We start from the raw sequence: 26,632 nt of genomic DNA, 5'->3' as shown, positions 1-26,632 counted from the left end.
CACGGCTTTAGCCGAACATGGCTGAGAACACAGGCGATACGGCGGCGCAGGGAGCCGGGTCAGGGCAGATTTCGGTAGAGGCGAGAATAAGCGATCTTGTCCGGTTGGGCATCATCGGGCTTTTCGCCTATTGGACGATCGTCCTGATTGCTCCCTTCGCGCTGATCGTTATTTGGTCGGCAATTCTGGCGGTGGCGCTTTTCCCGATATTCCAAGCGCTCTGCAGGTTGCTTGGAAACCGGCCCGTCATCGCAGCCAGTATCATCGTCGTCTTTTGCCTCGTCCTGATCATTGCGCCCCTGGCTCTCGTTGCGGTCAATTTTGCCGACACAGCGCAGGCGTTGATCAACAAGTTGCGGGTGGGGGATTTCACGCTCCCCTCGGCGCCGGCGGCCATTCGGGAGTGGCCCGTCGTCGGCGAGCGTATCCATGACGCCTGGAATCAGATTGCAAGCGATCTGGCGGCGACGATCATCAAGTTTCAGGCGCCGATTCGTGAGGTGACGGCCGTTATCGTCACAAAGCTTGCCTCAATCGGCGGCGGCGTGTTGAGCTTTGTCGTTTCGATCATGCTTTCAGGAATATTTCTCACGCGGTCAGCACGCCTGGCTGCCGCCATACAAGTGCTGGCAAACCGCATCGCCGGTGAAAAGGGTGTCGGCTTTGCCCGGCTGGCCGGAGCCACGGTGCGCAATGTATCGCGAGGGGTCATTGGCGTTGCCTTCCTGCAGACCTTGCTCTGCGGATTGTGCTTTGCTTTCTTTGGCGTCCCGGCGCGTGGGGCACTGACATTCGTGATCTTCATGTTTTGCCTGATGCAACTGGGGCCTGGGCTCGTGCTTCTTCCGGTTATCATCTGGTCGTGGGTTTCGTGGTCGCCCGCCGCTGCTTTTGCGTTTACTGCCATCACCGTGCCTATCACGCTCATCGACAATATATTGAAGCCCATGCTGATGGCGCGAGGTCTCTCGACCCCGATGCCGGTCATCCTGATCGGTGTCATCGGCGGCACTCTTTCCCACGGGCTGCTGGGCTTATTTTTGGGGCCGGTCGTGCTCAGCGTCTTCTACGAGCTGCTGAGAGCCTGGGCCTGGCCGTCGGTTCAGGCCGGAGCGGAAAATAGCCGAGCCGCCAGCGTCGACGCCCTACCGGAACCCATAGAAAATAGGCAATGACGGTCTTCTGTGGCGGCAGGCGAGATGCCCCCCGGATTGGTCACGGTCAGTGTTGGGCGGGGTCACCGGTTCTTGCAGTAGACGACAACTTCCTGCTCAATTTCGCGGCATAGTTGTTCATACTCGCTGACTAGCTTGTCTTCCCTCGGGTTCTTGCTTCGGAACCGCTCCAGCGCGTCGGCTGCAAGATCGTAGGATTCAAACATTTCCGCGAGCGCTTCACTGGTCTTATTCGCGAGAAGATGCCGGATATCGGGAAGTCGCAACATCAATTTTCTGCGGCCGCGCTCTTTGCTCATGGGTCAGCTCCGCATTCAAACACTCTTGCAATGGATACGAAGCTGCGAAGGTGACGGATCGTTCCCGAGATCACGAACAAATGTATGGATTTGAGAACAATAGCCACGGGAAGCCGCATCCGACCCGGAATGGCTCTACATGTAAAGCGCGTCGCGATCTTTCAGGTTCGCTCCCCGCGCTTTAGGTCCTTGTATTTACGCATGTCGTTATCGCAAAACCGCTGCACACTTTTGCGCGACATGCTTTAGCTGCTGCCGTCACGGTCCGTTGCGTTTAAAGCCTTTACTGTGATGGCTGCGATGACGCCGGTCAGAACGATCCCTGCAAAACCGATGAGCAAGGCCAGGATTCGTGCCGAAAGATGTTTGGGCGTGAAATCGCCGTAGCCGATGGTAAGTCCCGTCACGAAGGTAAAATAAAGCGCTTCGTCGATCCGCCAATTCTCGATCTGCCAAATGGCAAGCCCAGACGCGACCATGATCGATACGATGCCGGAGAGGATCGGCCAGATGACGCGAAGCTGCTTTGCCAGTGCGATGAAGAACAGCCGCCTCATCTGCCGGGTGTGCGGCCCGCCGGCTGATTGCCTGGGAACGCGGGACATCATCGCACTGCCGGCGGCAGGACATACAGCGTTATCGCGAAAATCATGTACACCATTAGCACCAGGACGCCGACAAACCATGCCGATCGTCCGCTGTTGGTGACGAACATCGCAGTCACCGTCGCAAGGAACATCATCGTCACGGCGCCCGGCCAGAATTGCAGATCCATTTGCGACGGGCCGATAACGTAGCTCATCAAGACCAGAACGGGTGCGACGAACAAGGCGATCTGGGACGCGCTCCCGAGCGCGATGCCGACGCTCAGATCGAGCCGGTTCTTACGCGCGCCGGAAAACGCTGAGGCCATTTCGGCGGCGCCACCGACCAATGCAACGACGATAAAACCGACAAAGGCGGGGGTCATTCCGAAGGCTTCGGCCGCTTCCTGCACGGACTCGACGAAAATCTCGCTCACCAAGGCGACAAGGACGGTGACCCCGCCAAGCGTGCCGAGAGCAAGACCGATCGGCCAGGGCGCTTCACCGGCCTCGGCATGATCCGCCGAAGAGAAAAATTCCCGATGTGTTCCAAGCGTGAACAACAGCCCTAGCCCGTATCCGATGATCAACAGGACGGCCAGGCTGAGGCTGAGGGTTTGAGTGACGGGTGCGACCGATGCTGTGTCCAATCCGCCAAGTGCCGAAGGCATCAGCAGGGCGACCGTGGCCAGGAACAGCAAGCCGGCTTGAATACGCGCGCTGGCACGGTTGAATTCCTGAATGTGGTATTTGAGTCCGCCGAGCAGAAACGAAGCGCCGAGCATGAACAGCGTATTGGTGACGATCGCTCCGGCGATGGACGCCTTGACCAGCGTATATTGGCCGGCCTGCAGAGCAGCCAGCGCGATGACCAGTTCGGTCAGATTGCCGAGGGTCGCATTCAGCAGACCGCCTGCGGCATCACCCGTCTTGGCGGCTACCGATTCGGTTGCGTGACTGAGCAACCCCGCCAGCGGCACGATAGCAAGCACCGAAAGGACAAACAGCGCAGTGTGGGCTTCGGGCATTACCGCCGCAGCTACGAACACCACCGGCACCGCGATCAGCAACCACAGCATAGGGCTGTCGCGGATCTCTTGCAAAAGGAGGCTCAACGGTTTGCTCCCTTTGGGTGGTGTTATTCGGGCAAAGCAGTCTGCTGGAAGAAGTTGACTGTCGACTCATCCGGCGGACCAAACCAGGTTGTAAACAACGTGCGGAAATCCTTGGCCGCATAGGCTTGGCTCAACGCTCGATCAACTGTCAGCCGGAAGTCCTCGTCCGTTCGCGCGAGTTCAAGACCAAGCGGCTCGTAGGTGAAATGACGTTTTAAAATAACCAGATCGCCAGAATTATCGCTGCGCGCCGCAGCGTCCATCAGAAGCGGCATGTCTCCAAAAAGGACAGCTGATCGACGGTCCAGAACGCGCTCGATGCCCTGCTGGAAGTTGTCGACGGATGCCGCCGTCGCGGCGAGCTGGAAGGTCTTGATCCTGTCCGACAGCCACCGCTCGCTTGTCGTGCCCGTTACAGACGAGAATGTCTTGTGCTCGAGTATTGTGCGCGCAGGCGAGCCTCGCCATACAGGCCTGTTCGTCGGTTCGCCATACTCCAACACCTCCCGTAGAGCCAAAGGCGCGCTGGCGCTGACAACGGCCCCGGTGCCGCTCGGAAAGATCGGGATGGAGAACGAGACCTTTTGCCTGCGGCTGAGTGTGACCGGCTCCGCACCGCAGACGAGATCCACGACGCCATCTGCAACAGCAGTCTCCCGCGCGTCGGCGCTCAGGGATACCCACTCCACATTGAGCCTCGACAGGTTCAGTTCGGCTTTCACGTTGTCTGCAACCTTGTTGCAAAGCGCGACCGCATACCCGTCGGGCGCTCCACTGTCGGTCTTGAACGAAAACGGTCGGGCGTCGGGCTCGTAGCCCAGTTTTAACGAACTGCTGGCGCGGACACGATCCAGCGTCTGTGCGTCGGCTGGGGCTAAACCTATTGACGAAAGCGCCGCGATGGCAATGACGGTGCCCGTTGCGATCCAGCGACCTTTGATAGACATGGTTTCTCCTCCCCCGCTACTCGGCCGGCACACGGTTCACGCCGACGGCGAAGCGCGGTGCGATCAGGCCGTAGATGATGAAGCTGATGCCGGTCACGAGCATTCCGCCCAACACGGCATCCTTGCCGGAAGCATAAATTGCAAAGACGCTGTAAAGCATGCCGATCATGCAGATGACGGCATTAAGCCGGTATTTCGCAGGCGGCACACGCGCCGCCTTCATGATGACGAACAGCGCCGAGAGTGCGATGATGTAAGGCAGGACGTTGGTTACCACCGCGAGATTGACCAGAGCGGAAAACTGCTCGCTGAGTGTCGGAGAAATTGTCATGAGAGCAAGACATGTTTGCACGACACCGAGAATGATCATCCCCTTTACCGGCGCACCCATCTCGTTAACGTGGGAGAATATGACAGGGAACATTCGGCCCTCCGCGGCGGTGCGCGCAGTCTGCGCGATCGTGAACTGCCAGCCCAGGAGCGAACCAAGGCAGGCAAGCACTGCAAGCGCCATGATGATCGAGCCGATCGTCGGATTGAACATAGTGGCATAGGCCAGCGCGAAGGGTCCGGTCGAAGCTGCAAGTTCTGCATTCGGTACGATGCCCTGAATGACCGTCGTCGACAGGATATAGATGACCGCAGCGCCAAGTGTGCCGAACATGCAGGCAAGCGGCACGTCGCGCTTCGGGTTCTCAACGGCATCCGAATTCTGCGCCGCCGACTCCATCCCGAGAAAGGCCCAGAGCGTCAGGGAAATACTCGATCCCATTCCTTGGCCGAGCGTCAGTCCCTTCGGATTCCAGGCGGCGGCGAAAGTGCTTGAACTGAACCACAGCCACCCGATGATCGAGAGCAAACCCACTGGAATGATTACACCCCAAACCGTGATCGAGCCGATACGCCCGGTGATTCGGGGCCCGCCGAAATTTGCCGCAGTCGTCAGCCAGAGAAGAACGATGAGCGCCAGACATGTCATGATCGGCGTCGAGGTCAAAACGGGAAAGAAGCCCGCGAGGTAGCCCACCGCAGAGATGCCGATCGCGACATTGCCGATGGCGAGCGACAGAAAATACAGAAAGAACACCAGGAAAAAGCCGTCCTTGCCATAGGCATCCTCCGCATAGGCCGACATGCCCCCCGGCCGCTGGTTGAAGATCCCTGCCTGAGCGAACCCGTAGGCAATCGCCATCGAGCCGATGGCGGTCACAAGCCAGGAGAGAAGCGAGATCGCACCCACTTGCGCCATGTTGGCAGGCAGCATGATGATGCCTGAACCCATCATATTGACCGCGACGATGAAGGTGAGTTGCACCAGGTTCATCTTTTTCTTGGCCGTGGCCTCGCCCGCAAGATGCATTGTGTTGTCGGTCATGATGAGATCCTCCCGTCCCCTTGCTCGCGCACGACGTACGTATAGAACTTGATCCGCCCATCGATCCGTTCCTGGAACACACCCTGGACTTCGTAGTTGAAGCCCGGGAAGCGATTGAAAGATTCTTCGAAAGCCAGGAAATAATCGCGCATCGGCCGCGCCCTTTCATCCCACCGCTCTCCCGGCACGATCACTCCGATGCCGGGGGGATAGATCAATGCCAGCGTCGCCGAGATCCGGCCAGCGGCTTCAACGAGCGGCACGTAGTCGACATTGTTGGCCACCAGCGCTTCATAGGCCTGTTTCGGCGCAATTGCCGGTTCCGGAAAACTTTCTGAACGGAAACACAGGCGCTGCAGGTCCTTGACGCCGGCATCGCGATAGAACGAATGCATCTCCCTGCAGACCTGCCGAACCGTGTAGCCCGCATAACGCTCGCGATTGGCCGCAAACACCGTCGGCAGAACCTCCTGCAGAGGCGCGTCGCGATCCCAGAGGTTCTTGAACTTCACCAGCTTGGCCACCAGTGTATTCAGCTTGCTCTCATCCTCTGCCGGCGTAAGCAGGAAAAGCAGGCTGTTGAGATCGCACTTCTCCGGCACGACCCGCTGCTCGCGCAGATAGTTGGCGACCACGGTCGCCGGAATTCCGAACTCGCGATATTCGCCGGTCTCCCGGTCGATGCCCGGCGTCAGCAGCGTGAGCTTGTTCGGATCGACCATGGTGTAGCCGGGCGCATAGCCGGCGTAGCCATGCCATTTTGCCTCCGGGCCGAACCGCCAGCACTGCTGCTCGCGCTTGAGCACATCGGTGGGGATATCTTCCCAGCGTGTCTCAGCGCGGTCACTCGAATGCTTTGAACCGGACACCGAGATCTTGTCCGGCACGAAGGGATCAAAGAACCACTGCTCTTCGGGATTTGCACCCTTTGTTTCGTAATGCTTCACGAAGCCGCGCAGCTTCTTGCGAACCTCGATCCCGAGTTCGATACAACGATCCCAAAGCATTTCGCCCGCCTTGCCTTCATGGACCTTGGCATTGACGTCAAGCGAGGCGAAGAGCGGATAGAATGGAGAGGTCGACACATGCATCAGCAGCGATTCATTAAAGCGCTTGTGTTCGACGAACCGGCGTTGGCCGCTGATATGTTCGTCGCGCTTATGGATCTGCGACGCCTGTGAAAAGCCGGCACCCTGCTTGTGCACCGACTGGGTTGAAAACAATCCCGGCATGTCGGCCCCAAGGTCCTTGAGACGCATCGGGCTGTGGCCCTCGAAGAGCGGGTGGAAGGCATTATAGCCGATCCAGGCCTCGTCCCAGAGCACGTAGTCGCAGAGATGGCCGATCTTCTCCATGACTTGGCTGACATTATAAATCGTTCCGTCATAGGTTGCGAGCTGGATGCAGGCGAGGCGGAAGGGCCGGTCTGCCTTCGCACGGTTCTTGTCGGAAACGAGCGGATGTTCCTCGATCTTTCGCCGCAGCCAGCTTTCCTCCCATGCCGCCCAGTCCACCGCGCCGATCATGCCGAAAGAATTGCGGGCCGTTGGCAGATAGATCGGAATGGCGCCGGCTTGAACAAGAGCGCCCTGATGCAGGGATTTATGGTTGTTGCGATCGAAGAGCACGAGATCGCCGCTGCGCAGCACCGCATTGGCAACCACCTTGTTGGAGGTACTTGTTCCGTTGAGAATGAAATAGGTGCGGTCCGCGCCGAAGATGCGAGCTGCCTGTTTCTGGGCTTCGACGGCTGGACCTTCATGGATCAGGAGGTCACCGAGATCGACATCCGCGTTGCAAAGGTCGTTACGGAAAATGCTCTCGCCGAAATATTTGAAGAACAGCTGTCCGGCTGGCGACTTCCGATAGAACTGGCCGCCCTGATGCCCGGGGCAGTCGAAGGCGATATTCGCCTCGCCGTCATACGCCATCATGCCGCCGAAGAACGGCGGCAGCAGCGACTTGCCGTAATTGACCGCGCTGGAGACGATCTGCTTGGCGTAGAAGGTCGGCGTCTGCTGGCCGAGGTAAACGAAGCCGTCGACCTCGCCGGCCATTTCGACGACGTCCATATCCTTGATGGTCAACGTATCGGCCATTGCCCAGATCGGTGTACGGAAGCCGATATCCCTCACCGCGCGAAGGAAGCTGCGAGCCGCCGACAGCTGGCCGCCTTCCACCGAGCCGATATAGGCGCCAACATCGGCATCCTCTGAGACATCGGCTGAATAATCGCCACGCAGTTCCACCTCGAAGCCCTGGTCGACGATCTGTGAGACCAGTTCCTGAGCCTGAGAATTGCCGCGATCGATGATCGCCACGATCTTCAGCAACTTGTGGAAGGGAATGGCGACCGTCGGAGACTTCACATCACGCGGGATCATTCCTGCTCCTCCCCTCCAATGCAATCGACAAGGTAGCGGCGTCCGCCGTCACCGGACGCGAAGCGAAGGCCGTGAATATCCGTTTCGAAACCGGGGAATTTGCGGTCGAAGTCTCGGGCGTAAAGCAGGTAGTCCTGGATGGACTTCGTCGATTGCGTGATCCTCTCGCCAGGCATGATCAGCGGGATGCCCGGCGGATAGGGAACGATCATCACGGCGAGGATGCGGTTCATCAGATCGTCGATCTCGATGCTCTCGATCTTGCCCTTGACCAGCCGGTCATAGGCATCGGCGGGACGCAGCGCCATCTCGGGCAGCACCGTGTACATCTCGCGCTGGGCTTTCGGCACGTCGTCCTTGCGGTAGATCGCATGGATCTTTTCGCAGAGATCTCTCAATCCCACGCCGGCATAGGCTTCCGGATGGGTTGCGGCCAGCGCCGGCAGCGCCCGCGTCAGCGGCGCATTGGCGTCATAGAGGTCCTTGAAATTGATGAGCTCGGTGACGAGCGTGCTCCACTTGCCGCGGGTAATGCCCATTGAGAAGAGAACAAGGAAGGAATAGAGGCCGGTCTTCTCGATTTCGATGCGCCGGGAAGAGAGGAACTTCGTGATAACGGCCGCCGGTATCCCGTGCTCGTCCATCGCTCCGCTTGCAGAGAGGCCCGGCGATAGGATGGTGACCTTGATGGGATCGACCATGACATGATTTTCGGCAAGGCCGGCGAAACCATGCCAGGCATCGCTCGGCTTCAGCACCCAGTCGGCATGGGTGTCGCTCGGCGTCTGCTCGGCAACCGTCGGCTCCCAGACGTCGAACCACCAGCTGCCCTCAATCTGTTTTTTCACGCTGTTCATCGCCCGGCGGAAGCTGATCGCCTCATCTATCGTCTCCTGCACCAACGCTCGCCCGGCGGGTTGTTCCATCATCGCAGCCGCGACGTCGCAGGAGGCGATGATGCCGTATTGCGGCGAGGTCGAAGTGTGCATCATGAAGGCTTCGTTGAAGCGTGTGATGTCGAGCCGCTTGGTCTCGGCATGCTGGATGTGAATCATCGATGCCTGTGAAAGCGCGGCAAGCAGCTTGTGCGTCGAGTGCGTGGCAAAGGTGATGGCGTTTTGCGATCGGGTCGGCTGGTTCGACGAGATGCCGTGGAAGCCATCATAAAATTCGTGAAAGTTGGCGTAGGCATACCAGGCCTCGTCGAAATGCAGCACCTCGACCGCGTCGCCGAGCGACGCCTTGATCGCATCGACATTGTAGCAAAGCCCGTCGTAGGTCGAATTCGTGATGACCATCAGCCGGACCTTGCCAGTGGTCTGCCCCGCAAAGGGGCTTGCGGCAATCTTGCGGGTGATCGCCTCTTGCGTGAACTGATCCTTCGAGATCGGACCGATGATGCCGAGCCCATTGCGAGAGGGAATGAGATAGATCGGGGTGGCGCCCGTCATGATCAGCGAGTGCAGGATGGACTTGTGGCAGTTGCGGTCACAAAGCACGAGATCGCCGCGTCCGACCATGCCGTGCCAAACGATCTTGTTGGCCGTCGACGTGCCGCCGACGACAAACAGCGTCTCGTCGGTGCCGAAGATGCGGGCAGCGTTGCGCTCGCCCTCGGCGATCGGTCCGACATGATCCAGCAGCGAACCGACGCTGGCGACCGATACGGAGATATCGGACCGCAGCGTGTTTTCGCCGAAGAACGTATAGAAAAGCTGGCCGACCGGGCTCTTGCGGAAAGCGACACCGCCGCCGTGGCCGGGAGTGTGCCAGGAATAGGCGCCCTCAAGCGTGTAGTCCATGAGCGCCTTGAACATCGGCGGCGGTAGCCGGTCGAGATAGTTGCGGGCGGCCTGCGCAATGGCGCGCGCCATGAATTCCGCCGTATCCTCGAACAGCCGGAAGAAAGCGTTGGCGTGGCGCAGTACCGTGGCGGGAACGTCTTCGGCGGTGGTTTCGTCGCCGAACAGGAAAATTGGCAGGCGGTCGTTCCTCTGCCGCTTTGCGGCCAGGACCTCTCCCAGAACCTGCCAGCGCGTGGTCTTGTCCTCGCTTCCGTCGACGGACACCAGCCAGCAGGATTCGGTGTTGAAGATATGCACGAGGCGCCGCGCATCCTCGTAGGAAACGCCGGAAACGATCCGGAAGCCCTCCTTCTCGATCGCAGCCGCGAGATCGCGCATGCCGCGGCCTGCAGCGCTTTTGCTATCAAAATCCTCGTCGATAACGGCTATCGGAAATGACATCTGGAATTCCATGCGTTCCTCCAGAAACCGAGGGTCAGAAGCCGCGATCGCTCTACAGCGACGCGCATCTCAGCTGACGGGATCGTACAGGACGGAAAATGCTCCGTCGTTGATTGCAATCAACGCGAGGCAAAAGCATTTCGATTTTTGTGTGAAGGCCGACGCGGAATTAGTCGGCCCATTCCGAATCGGCCGTAAAGGCGATCGTCAGCCAGCGATTGGCGCTCTCATCTCCGATTGCATCGCCTATCTCATCCCTGAGTGCGTCCCATTCCTCCACGGTCTTCGGAGGTAGTCCTTCGGGCACGATGAAATAGAGCTCGATCTGCGTCGCCCTGCCTATCCGGGCGACATAGGCGCGATGAGAGAGAAAACCGAGGCGACGAACGGTTTCCGTGGCGACGTGATCGACATGCTCCTGGAGATCGACGGGCGCTATCAGCAGGATTTCGGTCATTGCCTTCCAGACGGTACCGATCGGAAGTGGGATCATGACCAGGCAGACCAGCGCCAGAACGGCGGGGTCCACATAGCTGGCAACCCACGCGATCGGCGTCGGCTGCACGGCCATGCCCGTCAGAAATGCAATTAGCAGGGCAAGCGCGATGCCGCCGGACATGATCCAGGCCGTGATGTCGAGCGAGATGAAATCGGATTTGACCCGGGCATTCAGCCTGATGCCGAGGAAAGCCATGACGGCGCAGACTAACAGGGTGGCCGCTGAATAAGCGATCGCCATGCCGAATTGCAATTCGTGGCCGCCGTTCAGGATGCTGATGATCGCGCTGATGAGCGCATAGACGGCGACTGTCATCAGCAGGCAGCCGTTGAGCATCAGCACGATCGGCTCCAGATGCCAGAAGCCCATGGTAAAACGGTTTCGGATTCTGCCCGATTGGGCGTCGCTCTGCGTTGATTGTATGATCAGAGAGGAAACCCAGAGCGCCAACCCGGTCATCGCCGCATCGGCCAGCGCATAAACGCCGTCGAAAGCGATGGAGAACGATCCGGAAAGAATGCCGAAAACCACGCCCAGCGTAGCGACCACCACCGTCGCTGCGATTGAGATCCTGAGAAATCCCCGCTCGCCTAACATCATTGCCGTGCCTTCGACAGCCTTCATTGCAACTGTTTTATGCTGATCGTGAAGGTGAAACGAGATGTGAACAGGTGGGTTGGCCTTCATCTCTTTCCAGTCGCAGTCGCCCACGGCAGACTGGCGACTGTGCTATCAGTGGAGGCGGCCTCGCGGCCTGCCTCAGCTTATAGATCTGGCCGGCTCAGATAGCGGTCATTTTGTATAGAATGTCATATTGCCGTTGCGTGCTCGCGAAACCCATTCGATATCGCTCGCGGTGAGCTTCTTTGTCTTGAGTTGGGCCGTAAGCCATTTGTTCGCGCGAATTGCATCCCGAATGGCTTTGACATGCTCTTCGCTTCCCTGCGTCGGGTGTGAGCCGGTCTCGGAAAAATCGGCCGTCCTATAGCTGACGATCGTGAATCTTCTGTCGTGATAGGTTCGCACCGCCTCAGGCAGATTCTCGCTCCAGTTCATTCTGCGATATTCGCGCCTAGTTTGCTGGGCCTCGACCGGCGCAATTCCGGCGGCGGCAGTCACTACGGCAAGTCCAATGATCATGGCCATCTTCATCGCACTAACTCCCGAGATCGAAATGTTGTTTGCTTGCCCAGGATAGCGCATGTACCTGCGCCAGGCATTGCGTACGATCAACGCTGTTCAAAGAACGGCATCCCCCTGCTCGCGCGGGCCTAACCGTGATGCTCGAAAGACCCCCACCGACTACGCATTGAACCGGATTGCGGCGTCCGTTCTTTGGGAGGAAGATTGCGTCTGGGAACGGGTGTCCAATTTGAATTAGGCTTCACAAAGGGCGTCTCTAGGGAGTGGACCATGACAACGTCGCCAAACGGCAAGAGTCTTGGACTTGGTGCCTGCACCGCCATCGTGGTCGGAAATATGGTGGGGTCGGGCTTTTATCTTTCGCCGGCTGCGGTCGCGCCCTATGGCAATCTCGCGATCATTGTCTGGATTCTCATGGGTGCGGGGGCAATCTGCCTCGGCCTGACCTTCGCGCGGCTGGCAAGCCTGGTGCCCGCCGTCGGCGGACCCTATGCCTATACGAAGATCGCCTATGGCGATTTCGCCGGCTTTCTGATTGCCTGGGGATATTGGATTTCCATCTGGACGTCGCTTCCCGTGATCGCGATCGCCTTTACCGGCGTGATGATCGACCTCTTCCCGGCCCTCGGCAACCGCTTCACGGCGACCGTGCTGACGCTCGGCGTTATCTGGGCGATCGTGCTCGTCAATCTTCGCGGCGTCCATGCGGCAGGTCTGTTCGCGCAGGTGACGACCTATGCCAAGCTCATCCCCTTCGGAGCCGTCGCCATCATCGGCCTGCTCTTCATCGACACTTCGAATTTTTCCGATTTCAACCCGAGCGGCCAGCCTCTGTTGCAGTCGTTTGCGACGCTGGCGCCGCTGACCATGTTTGCCTATCTGGGGCTTGAATCGGCGACGGTACCGGCAGGCGATGTCGAGAACGCCGAACGAACCATTCCGCGGTCAACCGTAATCGGCATCTCGATCGCTGCGGCCCTTTACGTGCTTGGCACAGTCGTTGTGATGGGCCTCGTGCCGCGCGAGCAGCTTATCCATTCGGTCGCGCCCTTCTCTCAAGCCGCGGGCATCATGTGGGGGCGTCCCGGCGAATTGGTGATCTCGATCGCGGTCCTAGTCTCCTCGATCGGTGCGCTCAATGGTTGGACCTTGCTGATGGGGCAGGTGCCGATGGCAGCCGCCCGCGACGGACTGTTCCCACCGCTTTTTGCCCGACTCTCGAAGCGCGGCGTTCCGGCATGGGGCATGATCATCTCAGCCGCGTTCGCAACAATCCTGGTGCTCGTCCAGGCGCTTGGTTCAGATGGTTTTGCCGCAGTCTATCGATTGATGGTCGGGCTGAGCACGATGGCCGCCGTCGTACCCTACGCTTTTTGTGCGCTTGCTGGAACTCTGGTTGCTGGCGCGACGCGAGGGCGAATGCCAAAGGTAAGCACGATCGAACTTATCGCCTTTGTCTTTGCGATCTTCACCCTGTATGGATCCGGCGCCGAACCGGTACTTTATGGCCTCGTGCTCCTGATGCTCGGCATCCCCGTCTATGTCTGGCAGAGGCGCAATGCCAGTGAAGCGACAGACAAAGGGACGGCATCGGGCGCTGTCACGCACCCTGCCGTCTCTGGATAAACCGCATCGAAAGGTCAGTGCCAAGTTAGGCGGGCAAAGCCGTCATGAATAATTGTCCCGCGCTCAGCGCGCACCATCCCGGCAATATCGGCGAGCGAACCGATAGCGGCCGTCTTCCCGCTTGAACGCGCGAAATGGCAGGCCGCTTCCACCTTCGGGCCCATCGAGCCGGCAGGAAAGGAGAACTGGTTGAGGTCATCAGGACGAGCCAAATGGATCGCCTTCTGGGACGGCTTGCCCCAGTCGATGCAGACTGCGTCGGCGTCGGTTGCCATCACCAGCAGATCGGCATAAAGCTCGCGGGCCAGGAGTTCGGAGCAGAGGTCCTTGTCGATGACCGCCTCGACACCGGTCAGCTTTCGCTCGGCGCCCTTTTCGTACATCGTCGGAATGCCGCCGCCGCCTGCGCAGATCACGATCGTACTCTGCTCCAAAAGCCAGCGGACCGGACGAATCTCAAAGATGCGCTTCGGCGCCGGGGAGGCAACCACACGCCGCCACTTCTCGCCATCCTGTTTGAAGACCCAGCCCTTTTCGGTACGGATCCGGTCCGCCTCGACCTGTTCGTAGACCGGACCCACGAATTTGGTGGGATTCTCAAAACCGGGATCGGCGGCATCGACCTCCACCATGGTGAGAAGCGTTGCCAGAGGTTGTTCGAACGGCAGGAGATTGCCGAGCTCCTGCTCCAGCATGTAACCTATCATGCCTTCGGTCTCGGCGCCGAGAACATCGAGCGGATAGGCTTCCTCGGGCTTGTAGGCCGCCCCCTGAAGTGCAAGCAACCCGACCTGCGGTCCGTTGCCATGTGTTATGACGATCTGGTGCTCTGCCGCCAACGGCGCAATCGCCTGAGCGGCGATGCGGGCATTCCGCCTCTGGGCGTCGGCTGTCATCGGTTCCCCACGCCGAAGAAGCGCATTGCCACCTAACGCTATAACGATACGCATCCCTAGTCTCCCAATGTAGCGACAAGAAGGGCCTTGATCGTATGCAGGCGATTTTCCGCCTGCTCGAAGGCGACATTGGCCTCGGATTCGAAGACGTCGTCGGTGACCTCAAGGCCGTTGCTCATGCCGTAATCTTCGGCGATCTGCTTGCCCAATACGGTCTCGGTGTCGTGAAAGGCCGGCAGGCAATGCATGAATTTGGCTTGACGATTTCCGGTTGCCTTCATCAAGGCTTCGTTGACCTGATAGGGCGTGAGCAGCTTGATGCGTTCGCGCCAGACCTCCTTCGGTTCACCCATGGAGACCCAGACGTCGGTGTGAACGAAGTCGACGCCCCGCACTGCCTCGTTGGGATCATCCGTGACCAGCAGGCGCGCCCCGGACCTCTGCTGCAGCTCCTTGGCGATGATCATGTACTCATCGGAAGGCCAAAGCGACTTGGGCCCGCAAATGCGCACATCCATGCCGAGCAAGCACCCAATGATAAGAAGCGAGTGGCCCATGTTCGAACGTGTGTCGCCCACATAGGCATATTTGATGTCGGCGATCGGCTTGTCGCTGTGCTCGCGCATCGTCATCACGTCGGCGATCATCTGCGTCGGATGATATTCGTCAGTCAGGCCGTTATAGACCGGCACGCCGGCATAGCGCGCAAGCGTCTCGACGCCCTGCTGGGCAGAGCCGCGATATTCAATTGCGTCATACATGCGGCCAAGGACGCGCGCCGTGTCCTTGAAAGATTCTTTGTGGCCGATTTGCGAGCCGGACGGATCGAGATAGGTCACGTTGGCGCCTTGATCCGAGCACGCGACCTCGAAGGCGCATCTTGTGCGCGTCGAGGTCTTCTCGAAGATGAGGCAGATCTCCTTGCCCTTGAGGTGCTGTTGTTCGGTGCGCGCATATTTGGCACGCTTGAGATCTCGGGCGAGATCTAGGAGGTACCGGAATTCGCGCGGCGTATAGTCCTGCACGGTCAGAAGCGAGCGATTGCGCAGATTAAAGCTCATTGTCTTGCTCCGTCGGTCTGGTTCGTGGGTGTGAAACGTCAGTAAGCGGGGTCGCGCCAGATGGGACACGTCATACAGTGCCCACCACCACGGCCGCGGCCGAGTTCGGAGCCGCGAATGGTGATGACCTCGATCCCCGCCTTGCGCAGAAGCGTATTCGTGTAAGTGTTGCGGTCGTAGGCGACGACGACACCAGGCTCGAGCGCGACGACGTTGTTGCCGTCGTCCCATTGTTCGCGCTCGGCCTGGTAGGAGTTGCCGCCGGTTTCGACGGTGCGCAATCGCGGCAGGTCGAGCGCCTCGGCGACGACATCGAGCATCGGCCGATTTTCAGGGTGAATCTCGAATGTGCCGTCGTCGTCCTTCGGGTGCATGCTGTAGCAGCGGACCTGATCGACGACCTCGGCAAACAGCGTGACGACATCGCGATCGCAAAAGCTGAAAACCGTGTCGAGGTGCATTGCCGCCCGGCTTTTCGGCATTAGGCAGCCGATCACCCTCTTTGCCGCTTTGTTGCGGAACAGGGCCTGCGCCACCTGGCCGACGGCTTGGTAGGTCGTACGCTCGCCCATGCCGATCAGCACGGTGCCGTTGCCGATCGGCATGACGTCGCCACCCTCCATCGAGGCATTGGCGAACGGCTGGTCCGAATCGCCCCACCAGATCTGGAATCCGCCGCCGAGGAAGATCGGATGAAACTTGTAGATCGCACGCTGGATCAGCGTTTCGGCGCGTCGTGCCGGCCAGAACATCGGGTTGCAGGTCACGCCGCCGTAGATCCAGCACGACGGATCGCGCTGAAACAGCGTATTCGGGATCGGCGGGATGACGAAATCCGTCTCCGGCAGGGCGCTGAGCATCAGCGACTTCGCCTTGACCTCGGGCAGATCGGAGATGGCGATGCCGCCGATCATGAATGCGGCGAGCTGCGCTGGCGGCATTTCGTCAAGCCATGGCCGCATCGCTTCGGCGATCTGCGAGCCGAGCACATTCGGGGTGATGCGGCGGTCCAATACGAAATCGCGCGCCTGCTTGTTGGTAAGCGTCTGGCCAAGCAGGTCGTGGAGCTCAAGAACTTCAACGCCCCGTTCCTGCATCTTCAGCACGAAATCAAAGTGATCTTTCTGAGCCTCATGCACCCACAGGACATCGTCGAAAAGCAGATCATGGCAGTTGGCAGGCGTCAGGCGCTGATGAGCCAGAGACGGTCCGCACACCATGACGGTTCTTAATTTCCCGACCTCCGAGTGAACCCCGAAACCACGCATCTGGTCCTCCTTCCGGTCTTCCGGACCGCGGCCGCGCCGCCCGTTCTTCGAAAACCAGATTATTTCGGCCCCCTCACTCGTGTCATTGATCGCAGACAATCCGTGGCACATTATGTTGCAGCCCCTTCACCGGCGGAGGCTCTGGGTTCATTGGAGACCCGAAACATCGCATCGATGGATTTGCCATAGGCGCCAGTGGGTAGGATGAATGTCGAGCGCTTCGCCGGTTACGGCGTTGATCCAGCCATCGGGGCGACGCTGGCAGGGAAAAACCAGGGCGTGGACGCCTTCGTCGTCGATGACGGCGAGCTCTACATCCTGTTCGAACGGAGCTTCGACGGGCAATCGCCACATCACCGGACCCTCCTAAGTGTCCGCCAGCCGATGATCCACTGCGTCAGCCGGATACGAGGCTGTGAATCCGGCCCACCAAGACTTCCCGCGTGCCGCGGGCGCCACTCCTATGGATTTTTCACGATAGTGGAACAACGACGCGGAAGCATTGAGCCGGATCAATGGCGACCAAGGACGTCGGCTATGAAGTTGCGCGAGTGTTCGCGAGAGAAGAACAATAGAGACTACGCGATACTACACGGCTTACCCACCCAATGATGGTATCGTGAGCCCATTCTGGGGGATAAAAGACGGTCCATGGGGCCAAATTCTCAAGGGGCGGAGGAGACCATCATGCCGATCAAGATGGAGGCGCCGCGCGTCGTCGCCGAAGTCGGTTCCACCGTCGTAGTCGAGCCAGGAAAAGTCCCACCCGGCATATCGCAAGCGCAGCCACGCAAAACGATGGGTGCCTTGCGTGATAAAAACAGCGGGCTGCGAATGGACTGGATCCGGCAACTCCACGAACACATGCCGGACGCGGTGTTTTTTATCGGTGGTTCTCATGCAATTTCAGCCTGCAACAAGGCTGCGGTCGCGATGTTCGGTTATGAAGAGCGCGAGATGATCGGCCAGAAGATCGGGTTTGTCTGGCGTTCGACACCGAATGTAAGACTGAATGGACGCTGGGCAGACCACGGGGCGGTACGCTCCGGTCTGGTGACCACCAAGAGCGGAATCCAATTTCCGGCCGCCCTTACAATTATTCGCAAGCATGACGAAACAGGCGCCTTCACGGCGGCGATTTTCGAGGACTTTCGAACCGAGCGCGAAACCCTGGAGCAAGTTCAGGAGCTGCAGCATCAGATTGCCCGTCTTGCACGAATGACTGAATTGGGAGAGATGGCATCCACTCTCGTCCATGAACTTTCCCAGCCGCTATCGTCTATCGCAGCTTATTCCGAGGGGTGCGGGCGCCTTGTCATGAGCAAACGTCGCCAGAGCGATAAAGAGCTTCGCCAAGCGCTGTCGGAAATTACGGAGCACGCGCTCTGGGCAGGAAGTATCGTCCAGAACGTCAGGGAATTCGCGGAACGTGGTGCGTCCGAGACGAAACTGGAGGCGATGCACGAGCTGATCCATAGGGCGACAAGGCTGGCGCTCATTGGGTCGCGGCGTAAGGATCTTCATACCGACCTTCGGCTCGAAGCGGTTCAGGACACAGTTCTTGGAAGCCGCGTTCAGATCGTGCAGGTGCTCACGAACCTGGTTCGCAACGCCCTGGAGGCGACGGAGTGTGTCAAGCACCCCTCGATCGTGATCAGGACAATAATAGACAATTCCTCGCATCTCGTTGTTGAGGTGTCCGACAATGGCTGCGGGATTGCGGCCGAGATGGAAGAGTCGTTGTTTCGACCCTTCGTGACCGGCAAACCGCATGGCCTTGGGATGGGCTTGGCATTGTCCAAGCGCATTATCGAAGCGCATGGAGGCCGCATAAGCGCGCGTCGAAGAACGGAGAGCGGTTCAATCTTCTCCTTCTCGCTTCCGCTGGTGGAGACCGAAACCGATGGCGAACGACCTTACGATTCATCTCGTCGATGACGAGGAAGCGTTGCGACGATCTTTGACGTTCCTGCTGGTGTCGGCAGGTTTTGCCGTGCGGGCGCATAGCTGCGCAAAACAATTTCTGGATCTTCTCCCTTTTTCGGGCAGAGGCTGCCTTGTGACGGATCTGCGCATGCCCGATGTCGACGGTATCGAACTGCTCCAGCACCTGCGCCGGTTCAACATGGAGGTTCCGGCGATCGTCATTACCGGCCAGGGCGACATCGCCGCAGCCGTTCGGGCGATGAAGGCGGGGGCGGCGGATTTCCTAGAAAAACCTGTCGGGGAGGGGGCACTAATCGCAGCGATCAATCTGGCAATCGGGCAAAGGAGGCCGGGTCGCGCGGTTGCCGATTGCGAAAGTGTCGCAGCACGAGTTCGTCAGCTCACGGACCGCGAACATCAGGTTCTGACCGGCGTGCTGGATGGCTTGCAGAACAAAGTGATCGCCTATCATCTCGGCATCAGCTCGCGCACGGTTGAGGTCCACCGCGCCAACGTGATGGCCAAGATGGGGGCTCGCAATCTTGCAGAACTCATGCGCATGACCATCGCCATCGATGCAGTTGAGCAGCCGACCGACACCGCCCGGATCCCGGCGATCAACGCTTGGCCAGCCTGCGCCCGATAATTTCGAAAACGATGCTTGCAAGTGGAAGCTCCTGCGATATGATGATTTAGAAAGTGCTTAAATAATTGCGTGATCTAATCGTAGGGGCGATCATGAGAAACGCAACAAAGATCGATGTATTCAGCAGTCTTGGACCGACGGCTGAGGAAATCTGCCGACAAGTCGAGCGAATTCTTGCAAGTGAAGAATTTCACGCGCCGAAGCGTGCGCGCAATTTTTTGGAGTTTGTCGTCAGCGAGACGCTCGCTGGTCGATCGGGCTTCCTGAAGGCCTTTACTATCGCAAATGTGGTTTTCGGTCGGGAAGCGTCATTCGACCCGCAGAATGATCCGGTCGTGCGGATCGAGGCAGGCCGAATACGAAAGGCCCTGGAACGATATTATCTTGTCGCCGGCCAGACGGACGACGTCATTGTCACTGTGCCGAAAGGCGGCTATGTGCCGCATTTCGAATATCTCCGCGATGCGCCGCCGCCGCAGAACGAGCCGGAAAATGCTCGAATCGCATACCTTGCGCAGCAAGCTCATCCGCTTCCGGAGGTGCTCGCACCGACGCTACCGGCGGGTCGCGGCCGCGGGATCGGTCTGCCGGCCATCTTCGTTCTTCTTCTCCTCGCGCTGGTGTCTGCACTTTTTATTGTCGGAGGTGTCCTAGTGCGCACGCCGCCGCCAGCAGCCCCCGTGCCGACCGTTGCCGTCGAGGTTTTCGCCGAAAGCAGCTCCGTTGATTCCAGGGCGGATATCGCCCGCGGCCTGCGGGACGATATTATCGGCCAGCTTGCTCAGCTCGATGAGGTCATCGTCGTCTCCCATCCGTCAACGGGCGATCGTGCCGCTGCCGCCGACTACGCGCTTCAAGGCAACATCCAGATGGACGGCAGCAGGTTGCGTTCGGTCGCCAGGCTGGTGCGCCAAACAGACGGGGTCGTCATCTGGGCCGATAATTTCGATGCCGATTTTCGCGCGCAAAACAAGCTTGGAATTCAAGCAAATGTCGCCCGGCAAATCGCCGGTGCGATAGCGCAGCCTCATGGCGCGATCTTTCAGGCCGAACCGGCGATAATCGCCCGGTCGGCGCTAAAAGCAGACCAGGATGCTGAAGCCTGTACCCCAGCCTATGATAGCTATCTGCAGACGATGACTGCGCAAAACCATAGTGTTGTGCGCGAGTGCCTGCGACAAGCAACTCAGCGTAACCCTGATAATGCTACGTCCTGGGCGCTCTTGTCCCTCGTCTATCTTGACGAAGTGCGATTTCGCTACAAGCTCGGCACCCCACCTTCGGCCGAACCTCTCGAATTGGCAAATGCTTCGGCACAACGGGCGGCATCGCTCGCGCCGGACAATACCCGCGTGCTCCGCGCCGTTATGCTGGTGAATTTCTTCCGGGGAGATATCGACAAAGCACTGGCAGCTGGAACGGCGGCCTATGCTGCAAATCCTGACGATGTAGAAGTTGCAGGCGAGTACGGCTTGCGTTTGGCGATGTCCGGAAAATGGCAATCAGGCTGCGAGTTGGTATCGATCGCGATCGACAAAAATGCCGGCCCGAGAGGCTATTATGCGGGTGGCATGGCGATGTGCGCCTTTATGCGGGGCGATTTCGAAGCGGCAGAACAATGGTCGCGAATATCCGATCTCGACTGCAATCCCATACGCCACCTTGCCCTGCTGTCCATTCTCGGGGCTGCCGGCAAGATGGCCGAGGCCAAGCTGGAACAGGATTGGATCCTTGCCAACGCGCCGGCATTGATGACGAATATCCGTCAGGAGATTTCCCTACGCTTGCAGCGCCCGGAGGATCAGGAAAGGGTTTTTGCCGGACTGCGCGCCGCAGGCATCCCCGTTGAGCTGCCGTCGGGAGGATAATGCATTTCGCCCGGAAGTGTGCAGTAGTTCCGGGATAACGACATGGATCAAAACGAAGAGCCAAAGCATGTTGCATGAATCAAGTTTGATGCGACGCGTTTTGGTGCCAGCAACCATGCCGATTGGACGGTCGCCGGCGATCGGAAACACGTTCGCTGGCAATGCGGCTACGGAAGCGGCGCTGCGCCGCTCAGTTTGCGGCTACTTGAAATTTCTACAATGACTTGAGCGGCAAGTTCATCCTCGACATCGAGAATGGTTTGATCCCGCAGCTCGCGTTCATATTGATTTGCCCAGATGACCGCGCCGTCGGCGCCGTCGACCAGGCGGACATGCAGATGCAGGATCGCGCCTTCGACAAGGGTGCTGCCCTGAAGAGTGAACAACATGCCGGTCGTCTCCATGCCGGATCGACCAGGAGCAAGCACGACAAGACTGTCCACCTTCATCAGCTTGGCGATCAGCTGATCGACCAGCCCCTTGGCAAAATCCGCCCCGCGCGCGCTGCCGCCGAGGGCCACGAGGGGTTCGACGACGATCCTGGTCTTGCTCTTCGATGTCGAGGCGGCAGGTGTCGGCGGTGTCTTGGGTGGTGAGAGGTAGGATTCGAGCGGGCGGATGAGGGCGAGTACCGCGATTGCGCCGAAGAGGGCGGGAATACCGATCGGCAAGAGAAGATCGCGGTAGCTGATTGGTCGCTCATGCCTGGGCTGACCATGTTCATGCCCCGGCTGACGGTGCTCGTTCGTACGATTTGGTGCATCGGCGGCCCCCAGGTTCGAGGTGTCTTCATTGCTCGAAAAATGCGGAGCATAACCCCCTTTGGGAATGGTGATTTGTATCGGGTCGTTGCGTCCGCAGACGAGATAATATCGTTCGAGGGCGCGACGGATTCGCCCGGCTTCGATACGGACAACCGGATCGTTCTGGGCATCGAAGGAGGCATCGCGGCCGAATACCGCCTGTGCGATCGCAAAGGCCTTGAGCTGTTCGCCGTGCTCTTCAAGCGTCTCTTCGACGATATATTGCAGGAAGCGGCGCCCGCGTTCAGGTGCAAGAAATTCCGGGCTTGCGAGTATACGATCGAGCTGCGCGCGAATGCTTTCCGAGTCTTGACGCGCCTTGCTGCCCCCTCCTTCTTCCGGTGCCATATAGACCTCCCGCGATACCGCCGTATCACTCTCAAGGGGCGATAGCTTTATACACTCTTCTGCGTCCGCGTGCTTCCGTAGCAATACGTAAGGGGTATCTCGAATACCGAGGCGCGCGAAGACTGCTTATGCTGGACGCGGATGGGGGACGACGCACATGTTTCAGGATTACGCGATCGGAAAATATACAACGGTGCCCGGCCACCGCAATGGATCCGTTTCCGCGACAGCCAAAGATCAGTCGACGATCAAACTCAGCGCCGATGAAACGATCTATAGCGAAGGGGAATACGCCCTCGCGATCTATCAGGTCGAAACGGGTGCCGTGCGAATTTACCGCCTGACAGCGAATGGCCACCGGCACATCTTATCCTTCTGCGGCAAGGGTGAATGGTTCGGGCTCGAAAACGGCAATGTCCGAACCGATTTTGCGGAGGCCATCTGCGAAACGCGGGTGCGGCCGTTTCCCACCAATCAGGTCGCGGTCGTCCCCATCGATCTTTTGCACATTGCCCTGACCAATCTGGCAAAGGCGCAGTGCAAACAACTCATCATCAGCGAACAAAGCGCCTTGAAGCGCCTGGCGGCTTTCGTTCAGGAGATGGCTGACAGCCATCCCGAGGATTCGGAATTCGATATGATGATGTCTCGTAGCGATATCGCCGACTATCTCGGGCTGACGGTCGAAACGGTTGCCCGCTCTTTCACGAAGCTTCGGGAAAAACGCATCATTCGTCTTGCCGGCAAGTCGCAGCGGATCGTTCGGCTTCTCGACCGGGATGCGCTCGTCGCCTTGACGACTTAGCCGGTCGGCGTCCTTTGCGCGCCTCAGAACGCGGCGCCCCAAGTCACAACAGAGGGTTTGAAACATGACACATGCGCCCCGCCGCAAGTTAATCGGAATCACCAAAAGAGGACTTGCCGGCCTCGTCGTCGCCCCGGTTTTGGCGGCGGTTTTTCAACTGCCCACCATCCATGCCGAGGACGATCCTTTCTCTCAATTTCCGTTGGTTATCCATTGCAAGTACAACGAAACCTATCATGCCTTTTACATATCGCGGGTCTCGCGTGACGGCGTGGCGACCTATGTCGCATCCGACCGGATCGCCGGCACGATCACGCTCGGCGGACAAGCAAAAGCGATCGGCGGTGCCGGCGGTGGGAGCTGTGTCGGCAAAACGCTGGTGGAGCTTCGTGCATCGCATCAGGCCTATGATTTGAAGCCTTAGCGCTTCATCCGCCTTGCCGGCGAGGTCACTTTGCCGGCGCCGCCGTGTTTGCCGCCTGTTGCGCGCGGATCGCTTGCGCGGCCGCCGCCGCGGCGCCGCCACCCTTGTCGTCGCCGCCGACCTGCACCGTCGGCTGCGCGAATGCGATGCCGTTAGCCAGGAACACCTCGCGAATCCTGGCATAGGCCTTGCGGCGAATATAGGTCTGCATGCCCGGAACCGTGGTCATGGCGAAGCTCAGGACGATGCCGTAGTCGCCGAACTGCTCGACACCCTTCATCTTCAGCGGTTCGATGAAGTGCTGGCCGAGTTCCGGATCTTCGATCAGCTCAGCCCCGATTTTCTTGGTTAGCTTGCGCGCCTTGTCGATGTCGGTGTCGAAGCCGACGGTGATCCTGAACTTATCGATCACCCAGTCCCGGCTCATATTCTCGACAGCGCCCAATTCGCTGAATGGGACCGTGAACACCGGGCCGCGATGATGGCGCAGACGCACCGAGCGCAGGCTAAAACTCTCCACCGTTCCCTTGTAGTCCTTGGCCTGGATGTATTCGCCCACCCGGAAGGCATCGTCGAGCATGTAGAACACACCGTTGATGACGTCCTTGACGAGGGTCTGCGAGCCGAAACCGATGGCGACGCCGAAGATGCCCGCCCCGGCGATCAGCGGGCCGATCTGCACGCCGAGTTGCGCCAGCACAATCAGCCCCGCCATGACCGCAACAGCGACCGCGAGCGCATTGCGAAAGATCGGCAGAAGCGTGCGGAACCGTGCGCGCCGGGCGGCGTCGGCCGGCGCAAGCGATGTCGTGCTGGTCGATATGCGCAAGGTTCGGTCGATCCAGCCGCGAGCTGCCTGCCAGAGTAGGTCGGCAACCACGAGAATCAGAACGCTCTTCAGGCCGCCATAGAACAAGGCGACGATCATCGGGTCGCGCTGACCGAGCGTATCGGGATTGAGCTGCCAGACGAGCGCCAGCCATCCCACCGCAAGCGCGATAACAGCGGCGCGCGCGCCTCGGGCGATGAGGATACCGCGCAAGCTGCCGGGATCGCTGGTGAAGGATATCGCGAACCGACCGACCGCATTCAGGATGCCGGGCAGTACCAGCGCGTAGATGCCGATCCAGAACAGGCCTCTCATATTGAGGCACCAGACGAGCCACAGCACGACCAGGAAGGCCGCTATCGCCGCTTTCCTGGCGCGGCTTCCCTCCCACACCGACCACACCGCCTCGATCGCAAGCAGCAGTCCGAGCACCGAGAAGCAGTAGGTGATGGCCTTGATGACGTCAGGGGAAACGCCAAGCGGCTCGCTTGCGGCCGCGGTCGCGCCCGCAAAACAAACGAGGCCGAACAGGATCAATAGCCTCCGCCGCAGGGATGCTCCCATCGCCGCCGCAGACAGCAGTGCGGCCACCAATCGAAACAGGATGAAGGCCGAGAGATAGGCAAGCAGCGTCACGCGCGCGAGCGGCGGCCATTCCACCGCGAAAAAGACGATGCCCATCGCGCCCGCGAATATGCCGACCGGGATCAGCCGGCCGAGCAATGCATCGCGGCGCGCGGCAAATCTGCGATAGATCGCCTCGGCGGCAAGACCGAAAGCGACCAGGCCGCCGAATATGAGGAAAACAGGCGCATAGCCTCTGCTGGCGGCTTCGCTCCGGGCTCTCGTCGCCGCCGCCGTCACCTCAGCCGGGATTGCTGGGATTGCTGACAAAATCGCATGCACACGCGCCCGCGCGCCCGCCTCCCAGTTGGCCAAGGTCGAATTGCCCGCTGGCGTGGCGGGTGTCGCGGCCCCGCTTTCCTGCTTGCGGCTATCGAGCCAGGCTTTCACCTCGGGATCTTGCAACAGGCGCACGAGTTCGTCGATCTTCTGTTGCGGGGCCGCTGGCTGAGCCTGCGCCAAAGCACTCAGCGCGAAGAAAAAAGCGGCGGTGAAGGAAAGAAGCCATTTCAAGCTGGAACTCCTCACTGCGTCAGCGGCTGTTTTTTCAGGTCGCCGTCGAGCGTCTCGTCGGCGGGTCGTGGCGGTCTCTGGCGCGTAACCGGCTGCTCGATGATCGCAACCGGCGCCGCCACCGCGGTCGCGGCAACAGTGCCGATATTCGTCACCGTTCCGCCGACGACGGCGGTAATACCCTGGCCCAGCGTGACCTTGGAATCGGTCAGCGTCTGGCCGGTCATCAGGCGCTGGCCGATGAGCTGGACGATCTCGGGACTTTCGGCGAATTTGCCGTGGTTGAGCCGGTCGTTGGTCTTCACCTTCGTCAGGTCGATGGCCGTGATGCCGGCTTTCTCAAGCTTCGAACGGTAGGGCTCTTCCGCCGGATTGATCGCGCCGAGACGGGAAACGCGTCCGGTGATGAAGCTGGAGACGGCGAGAGCCTTGTCGTCCTGGGAAACGAAGATCGTGAATTTTGGACGCGGCTCGCCCATCTCTACATATTGTTTGGCGAAGACCTGGATGTCGATGTCGGGTGAGGCCAGGATGACATTGTGGATCTTCGAATTGACGTGGCCGTCGCGTATCCCCATCTGCCGCAGCGATTCCATGGCAAGCCAGGTCCCCATCGAGTGGGCCATGAGGGTGATGTCCTTGACGTCGGGGTCGGCTGCCAGCGTACGCAGCGCCTGCTCCAGTGCCGTGCGCGAGTAGTTGGTGCTTTCCTTGTCGTATTCGTAGGCGGTGATCTCCGCTCTCGACGGCCAGGTGAACAAGACAGGCGTCGCCTGCATCTTGCTGTCGTGCACGATCTGCGCCAGCCGGAAGACGGAATCTTCATAGGTGTTGTTGAAGCCGTGAATGAAGACGAGCGCATGCCCGCTGTGCACATGCTGCCGGAACCAGACACGGCCCTGCGCCACCGTGTCGATCTGCTGGACGTTGGTCACGGCAAAGTCGGTGGCAGGATCGGGCGGAAGGCGCTTCGGCCATTGCACGGTGCCGGCTTCGCGCTTTGCCGGGATGGAAATCGAAATCTGCGTCAGATGCGGCTTCGAACTGCGCTCGCCGTTGAACAGCGTCGCCGGGTTCCCGGAAGGCTCGCGCGTGGTCGCAACCAGCATGTCGACCCTTGATGTCGGCGGCATTGCCGACGAACTGGAAACCGGCGTCATCACGCCGCCCGGATGCCCGCAACTTGCCAGCAGAAGAAAAAGAGCCACGCCACGTCTTGCCATTCACA

At 59.5% G+C, this 26,632-nt stretch carries 23 protein-coding genes; 7 read left to right on the top strand and 16 right to left on the bottom strand.

The genetic code is table 11. From position 1 onward, the window contains the following. Positions 1 to 17: 17 nt before the first annotated feature. Positions 18 to 1,175 (top strand): AI-2E family transporter, encoded by a 1,158-nt coding sequence (locus tag OS035_RS08440; protein WP_183781790.1) that lies wholly within the window; start codon positions 18 to 20, stop codon positions 1,173 to 1,175. A gap of 62 nt (positions 1,176 to 1,237) precedes the next feature. On the opposite strand, the gene OS035_RS08435 is transcribed toward OS035_RS08440, so the two are convergent. The 9 genes from OS035_RS08435 to OS035_RS08395 form a co-directional block, all read right to left on the bottom strand. Continuing rightward, positions 1,238 to 1,474, bottom strand: a complete 237-nt coding sequence (locus OS035_RS08435; RefSeq protein ID WP_183781787.1) for a hypothetical protein — start codon at positions 1,472 to 1,474, stop codon at positions 1,238 to 1,240. Between the two features lie 245 nt (positions 1,475 to 1,719). After that, entirely contained in the window at positions 1,720 to 2,082 is a 363-nt protein-coding gene (locus tag OS035_RS08430; protein ID WP_183781784.1) for a potassium channel family protein, read from the bottom strand. Beyond that, positions 2,079 to 3,173 carry a calcium/proton exchanger gene (gene cax, locus OS035_RS08425; RefSeq protein ID WP_183781781.1) on the bottom strand — a complete coding sequence of 365 codons (1,095 nt, stop codon included), beginning with the start codon at positions 3,171 to 3,173 and terminating at the stop codon, positions 2,079 to 2,081. The genes OS035_RS08430 and cax overlap by 4 nt, the downstream gene beginning before the upstream one ends. Positions 3,174 to 3,196: 23 nt before the next feature. Then, positions 3,197 to 4,120 carry an amino acid ABC transporter substrate-binding protein gene (locus OS035_RS08420; RefSeq protein WP_097628431.1) on the bottom strand — a complete coding sequence of 308 codons (924 nt, stop codon included), beginning with the start codon at positions 4,118 to 4,120 and terminating at the stop codon, positions 3,197 to 3,199. A gap of 16 nt (positions 4,121 to 4,136) precedes the next feature. Beyond that, positions 4,137 to 5,495, bottom strand: coding sequence for a putrescine-ornithine antiporter (gene potE / locus OS035_RS08415; protein ID WP_097628430.1), 1,359 nt, complete (start codon positions 5,493 to 5,495; stop codon positions 4,137 to 4,139). Then, a complete protein-coding gene (speC, locus tag OS035_RS08410) occupies positions 5,492 to 7,879 on the bottom strand; it encodes an ornithine decarboxylase (RefSeq protein ID WP_183781778.1) in 2,388 nt (795 codons plus the stop codon). The genes potE and speC overlap by 4 nt, the downstream gene beginning before the upstream one ends. Then, positions 7,876 to 10,137 carry an Orn/Lys/Arg decarboxylase N-terminal domain-containing protein gene (locus OS035_RS08405; RefSeq protein WP_183781776.1) on the bottom strand — a complete coding sequence of 754 codons (2,262 nt, stop codon included), beginning with the start codon at positions 10,135 to 10,137 and terminating at the stop codon, positions 7,876 to 7,878. The genes speC and OS035_RS08405 overlap by 4 nt, the downstream gene beginning before the upstream one ends. Before the next feature lie 157 nt (positions 10,138 to 10,294). Then, positions 10,295 to 11,221 (bottom strand): cation diffusion facilitator family transporter, encoded by a 927-nt coding sequence (locus tag OS035_RS08400; protein WP_183781821.1) that lies wholly within the window; start codon positions 11,219 to 11,221, stop codon positions 10,295 to 10,297. 195 nt (positions 11,222 to 11,416) lie between these two features. Then, positions 11,417 to 11,776, bottom strand: a complete 360-nt coding sequence (locus OS035_RS08395; RefSeq protein WP_239619949.1) for a hypothetical protein — start codon at positions 11,774 to 11,776, stop codon at positions 11,417 to 11,419. Between the two features lie 261 nt (positions 11,777 to 12,037). Here OS035_RS08395 and OS035_RS08390 point away from each other — a divergent pair, with 261 nt between their 5' ends. Then, positions 12,038 to 13,393 carry an amino acid permease gene (locus OS035_RS08390; RefSeq protein ID WP_183781773.1) on the top strand — a complete coding sequence of 452 codons (1,356 nt, stop codon included), beginning with the start codon at positions 12,038 to 12,040 and terminating at the stop codon, positions 13,391 to 13,393. A 14-nt stretch (positions 13,394 to 13,407) separates the two neighbouring features. Here the strand turns inward: OS035_RS08390 and arcC are convergent, their stop codons facing one another. The 4 genes from arcC to OS035_RS08370 form a co-directional block, all read right to left on the bottom strand. After that, positions 13,408 to 14,343, bottom strand: coding sequence for a carbamate kinase (gene arcC, locus OS035_RS08385; protein WP_097628426.1), 936 nt, complete (start codon positions 14,341 to 14,343; stop codon positions 13,408 to 13,410). 2 nt (positions 14,344 to 14,345) lie between these two features. Further along, the gene (locus OS035_RS08380) at positions 14,346 to 15,350 is read right to left on the bottom strand and encodes an ornithine carbamoyltransferase (protein ID WP_097628425.1); all 1,005 of its coding nucleotides are present in this window, start codon (positions 15,348 to 15,350) and stop codon (positions 14,346 to 14,348) included. A 38-nt stretch (positions 15,351 to 15,388) separates the two neighbouring features. Beyond that, on the bottom strand, positions 15,389 to 16,618 hold the full coding sequence (gene arcA / locus OS035_RS08375; RefSeq protein WP_183781770.1) for an arginine deiminase: 1,230 nt from the start codon (positions 16,616 to 16,618) through the stop codon (positions 15,389 to 15,391). A gap of 147 nt (positions 16,619 to 16,765) precedes the next feature. Then, the gene (locus OS035_RS08370; protein ID WP_097628423.1) at positions 16,766 to 16,972 is read right to left on the bottom strand and encodes a hypothetical protein; all 207 of its coding nucleotides are present in this window, start codon (positions 16,970 to 16,972) and stop codon (positions 16,766 to 16,768) included. A gap of 333 nt (positions 16,973 to 17,305) precedes the next feature. On the opposite strand from OS035_RS08370, the gene OS035_RS08365 reads away from it, so the two are divergent. The 3 genes from OS035_RS08365 (at position 17,306) to OS035_RS08355 (ending at position 21,058) form a co-directional block, all read left to right on the top strand. Beyond that, complete coding sequence (locus OS035_RS08365) at positions 17,306 to 18,556, top strand: sensor histidine kinase (protein ID WP_183781767.1); 1,251 nt, start codon at positions 17,306 to 17,308, stop codon at positions 18,554 to 18,556. Next, a complete protein-coding gene (locus OS035_RS08360; RefSeq protein ID WP_183781764.1) occupies positions 18,522 to 19,190 on the top strand; it encodes a response regulator transcription factor in 669 nt (222 codons plus the stop codon). The genes OS035_RS08365 and OS035_RS08360 overlap by 35 nt, the downstream gene beginning before the upstream one ends. Positions 19,191 to 19,282: 92 nt before the next feature. Beyond that, positions 19,283 to 21,058 (top strand): hypothetical protein, encoded by a 1,776-nt coding sequence (locus OS035_RS08355; RefSeq protein ID WP_183781761.1) that lies wholly within the window; start codon positions 19,283 to 19,285, stop codon positions 21,056 to 21,058. A gap of 167 nt (positions 21,059 to 21,225) precedes the next feature. Here OS035_RS08355 and OS035_RS08350 read toward each other — a convergent pair whose 3' ends face one another. Then, positions 21,226 to 22,209 carry a hypothetical protein gene (locus tag OS035_RS08350; protein ID WP_097628419.1) on the bottom strand — a complete coding sequence of 328 codons (984 nt, stop codon included), beginning with the start codon at positions 22,207 to 22,209 and terminating at the stop codon, positions 21,226 to 21,228. 157 nt (positions 22,210 to 22,366) lie between these two features. Here OS035_RS08350 and OS035_RS08345 point away from each other — a divergent pair, with 157 nt between their 5' ends. Both OS035_RS08345 and OS035_RS08340 read left to right on the top strand, forming a co-directional pair. After that, entirely contained in the window at positions 22,367 to 23,014 is a 648-nt protein-coding gene (locus tag OS035_RS08345) for a helix-turn-helix domain-containing protein (protein WP_183781758.1), read from the top strand. A gap of 64 nt (positions 23,015 to 23,078) precedes the next feature. Next, positions 23,079 to 23,438, top strand: coding sequence for a hypothetical protein (locus tag OS035_RS08340; RefSeq protein ID WP_097628417.1), 360 nt, complete (start codon positions 23,079 to 23,081; stop codon positions 23,436 to 23,438). Positions 23,439 to 23,463: 25 nt separating this feature from the next. On the opposite strand, the gene OS035_RS08335 is transcribed toward OS035_RS08340, so the two are convergent. Continuing rightward, positions 23,464 to 25,404, bottom strand: a complete 1,941-nt coding sequence (locus OS035_RS08335; RefSeq protein ID WP_183781755.1) for a mechanosensitive ion channel family protein — start codon at positions 25,402 to 25,404, stop codon at positions 23,464 to 23,466. 11 nt (positions 25,405 to 25,415) lie between these two features. Next, positions 25,416 to 26,627, bottom strand: coding sequence for an alpha/beta hydrolase (locus OS035_RS08330; protein ID WP_183781752.1), 1,212 nt, complete (start codon positions 26,625 to 26,627; stop codon positions 25,416 to 25,418). Positions 26,628 to 26,632 lie beyond the last annotated feature (5 nt).

The sequence above is a fragment of the Rhizobium sp. 268 genome (assembly GCF_036571585.1).
Classification (GTDB): Bacteria; Pseudomonadota; Alphaproteobacteria; order Rhizobiales; family Rhizobiaceae; genus Rhizobium; species Rhizobium redzepovicii.
The sequence above is the reverse complement of the archived record's forward strand: the minus strand, read 5'-3'. Positions and strand labels throughout refer to the sequence as shown.

Bases quoted from the DNA above. Each gene is read 5' to 3' on its own strand.
- OS035_RS08440 (WP_183781790.1), top strand. From the start codon at position 18: ATGGCTGAGAACACAGGCGATACGGCGGCGCAGGGAGCCGGGTCAGGG.
- OS035_RS08365 (WP_183781767.1), top strand. From the start codon at position 17,306: ATGCCGATCAAGATGGAGGCGCCGCGCGTCGTCGCCGAAGTCGGTTCC.
- OS035_RS08405 (WP_183781776.1), bottom strand. From the start codon at position 10,137: ATGGAATTCCAGATGTCATTTCCGATAGCCGTTATCGACGAGGATTTT.
- OS035_RS08350 (WP_097628419.1), bottom strand. From the start codon at position 22,209: ATGGCACCGGAAGAAGGAGGGGGCAGCAAGGCGCGTCAAGACTCGGAA.
- OS035_RS08360 (WP_183781764.1), top strand. From the start codon at position 18,522: ATGGCGAACGACCTTACGATTCATCTCGTCGATGACGAGGAAGCGTTG.
- OS035_RS08345 (WP_183781758.1), top strand. From the start codon at position 22,367: ATGTTTCAGGATTACGCGATCGGAAAATATACAACGGTGCCCGGCCAC.
- OS035_RS08435 (WP_183781787.1), bottom strand. From the start codon at position 1,474: ATGAGCAAAGAGCGCGGCCGCAGAAAATTGATGTTGCGACTTCCCGAT.
- speC (WP_183781778.1), bottom strand. From the start codon at position 7,879: ATGATCCCGCGTGATGTGAAGTCTCCGACGGTCGCCATTCCCTTCCAC.
- OS035_RS08355 (WP_183781761.1), top strand. From the start codon at position 19,283: ATGAGAAACGCAACAAAGATCGATGTATTCAGCAGTCTTGGACCGACG.
- potE (WP_097628430.1), bottom strand. From the start codon at position 5,495: ATGACCGACAACACAATGCATCTTGCGGGCGAGGCCACGGCCAAGAAA.
- OS035_RS08390 (WP_183781773.1), top strand. From the start codon at position 12,038: ATGACAACGTCGCCAAACGGCAAGAGTCTTGGACTTGGTGCCTGCACC.
- arcC (WP_097628426.1), bottom strand. From the start codon at position 14,343: ATGCGTATCGTTATAGCGTTAGGTGGCAATGCGCTTCTTCGGCGTGGG.
- OS035_RS08400 (WP_183781821.1), bottom strand. From the start codon at position 11,221: ATGTTAGGCGAGCGGGGATTTCTCAGGATCTCAATCGCAGCGACGGTG.
- arcA (WP_183781770.1), bottom strand. From the start codon at position 16,618: ATGCGTGGTTTCGGGGTTCACTCGGAGGTCGGGAAATTAAGAACCGTC.
- OS035_RS08395 (WP_239619949.1), bottom strand. From the start codon at position 11,776: ATGAAGATGGCCATGATCATTGGACTTGCCGTAGTGACTGCCGCCGCC.
- OS035_RS08370 (WP_097628423.1), bottom strand. From the start codon at position 16,972: ATGTGGCGATTGCCCGTCGAAGCTCCGTTCGAACAGGATGTAGAGCTC.
- OS035_RS08340 (WP_097628417.1), top strand. From the start codon at position 23,079: ATGACACATGCGCCCCGCCGCAAGTTAATCGGAATCACCAAAAGAGGA.
- OS035_RS08330 (WP_183781752.1), bottom strand. From the start codon at position 26,627: ATGGCAAGACGTGGCGTGGCTCTTTTTCTTCTGCTGGCAAGTTGCGGG.
- OS035_RS08430 (WP_183781784.1), bottom strand. From the start codon at position 2,082: ATGATGTCCCGCGTTCCCAGGCAATCAGCCGGCGGGCCGCACACCCGG.
- OS035_RS08420 (WP_097628431.1), bottom strand. From the start codon at position 4,120: ATGTCTATCAAAGGTCGCTGGATCGCAACGGGCACCGTCATTGCCATC.
- OS035_RS08380 (WP_097628425.1), bottom strand. From the start codon at position 15,350: ATGAGCTTTAATCTGCGCAATCGCTCGCTTCTGACCGTGCAGGACTAT.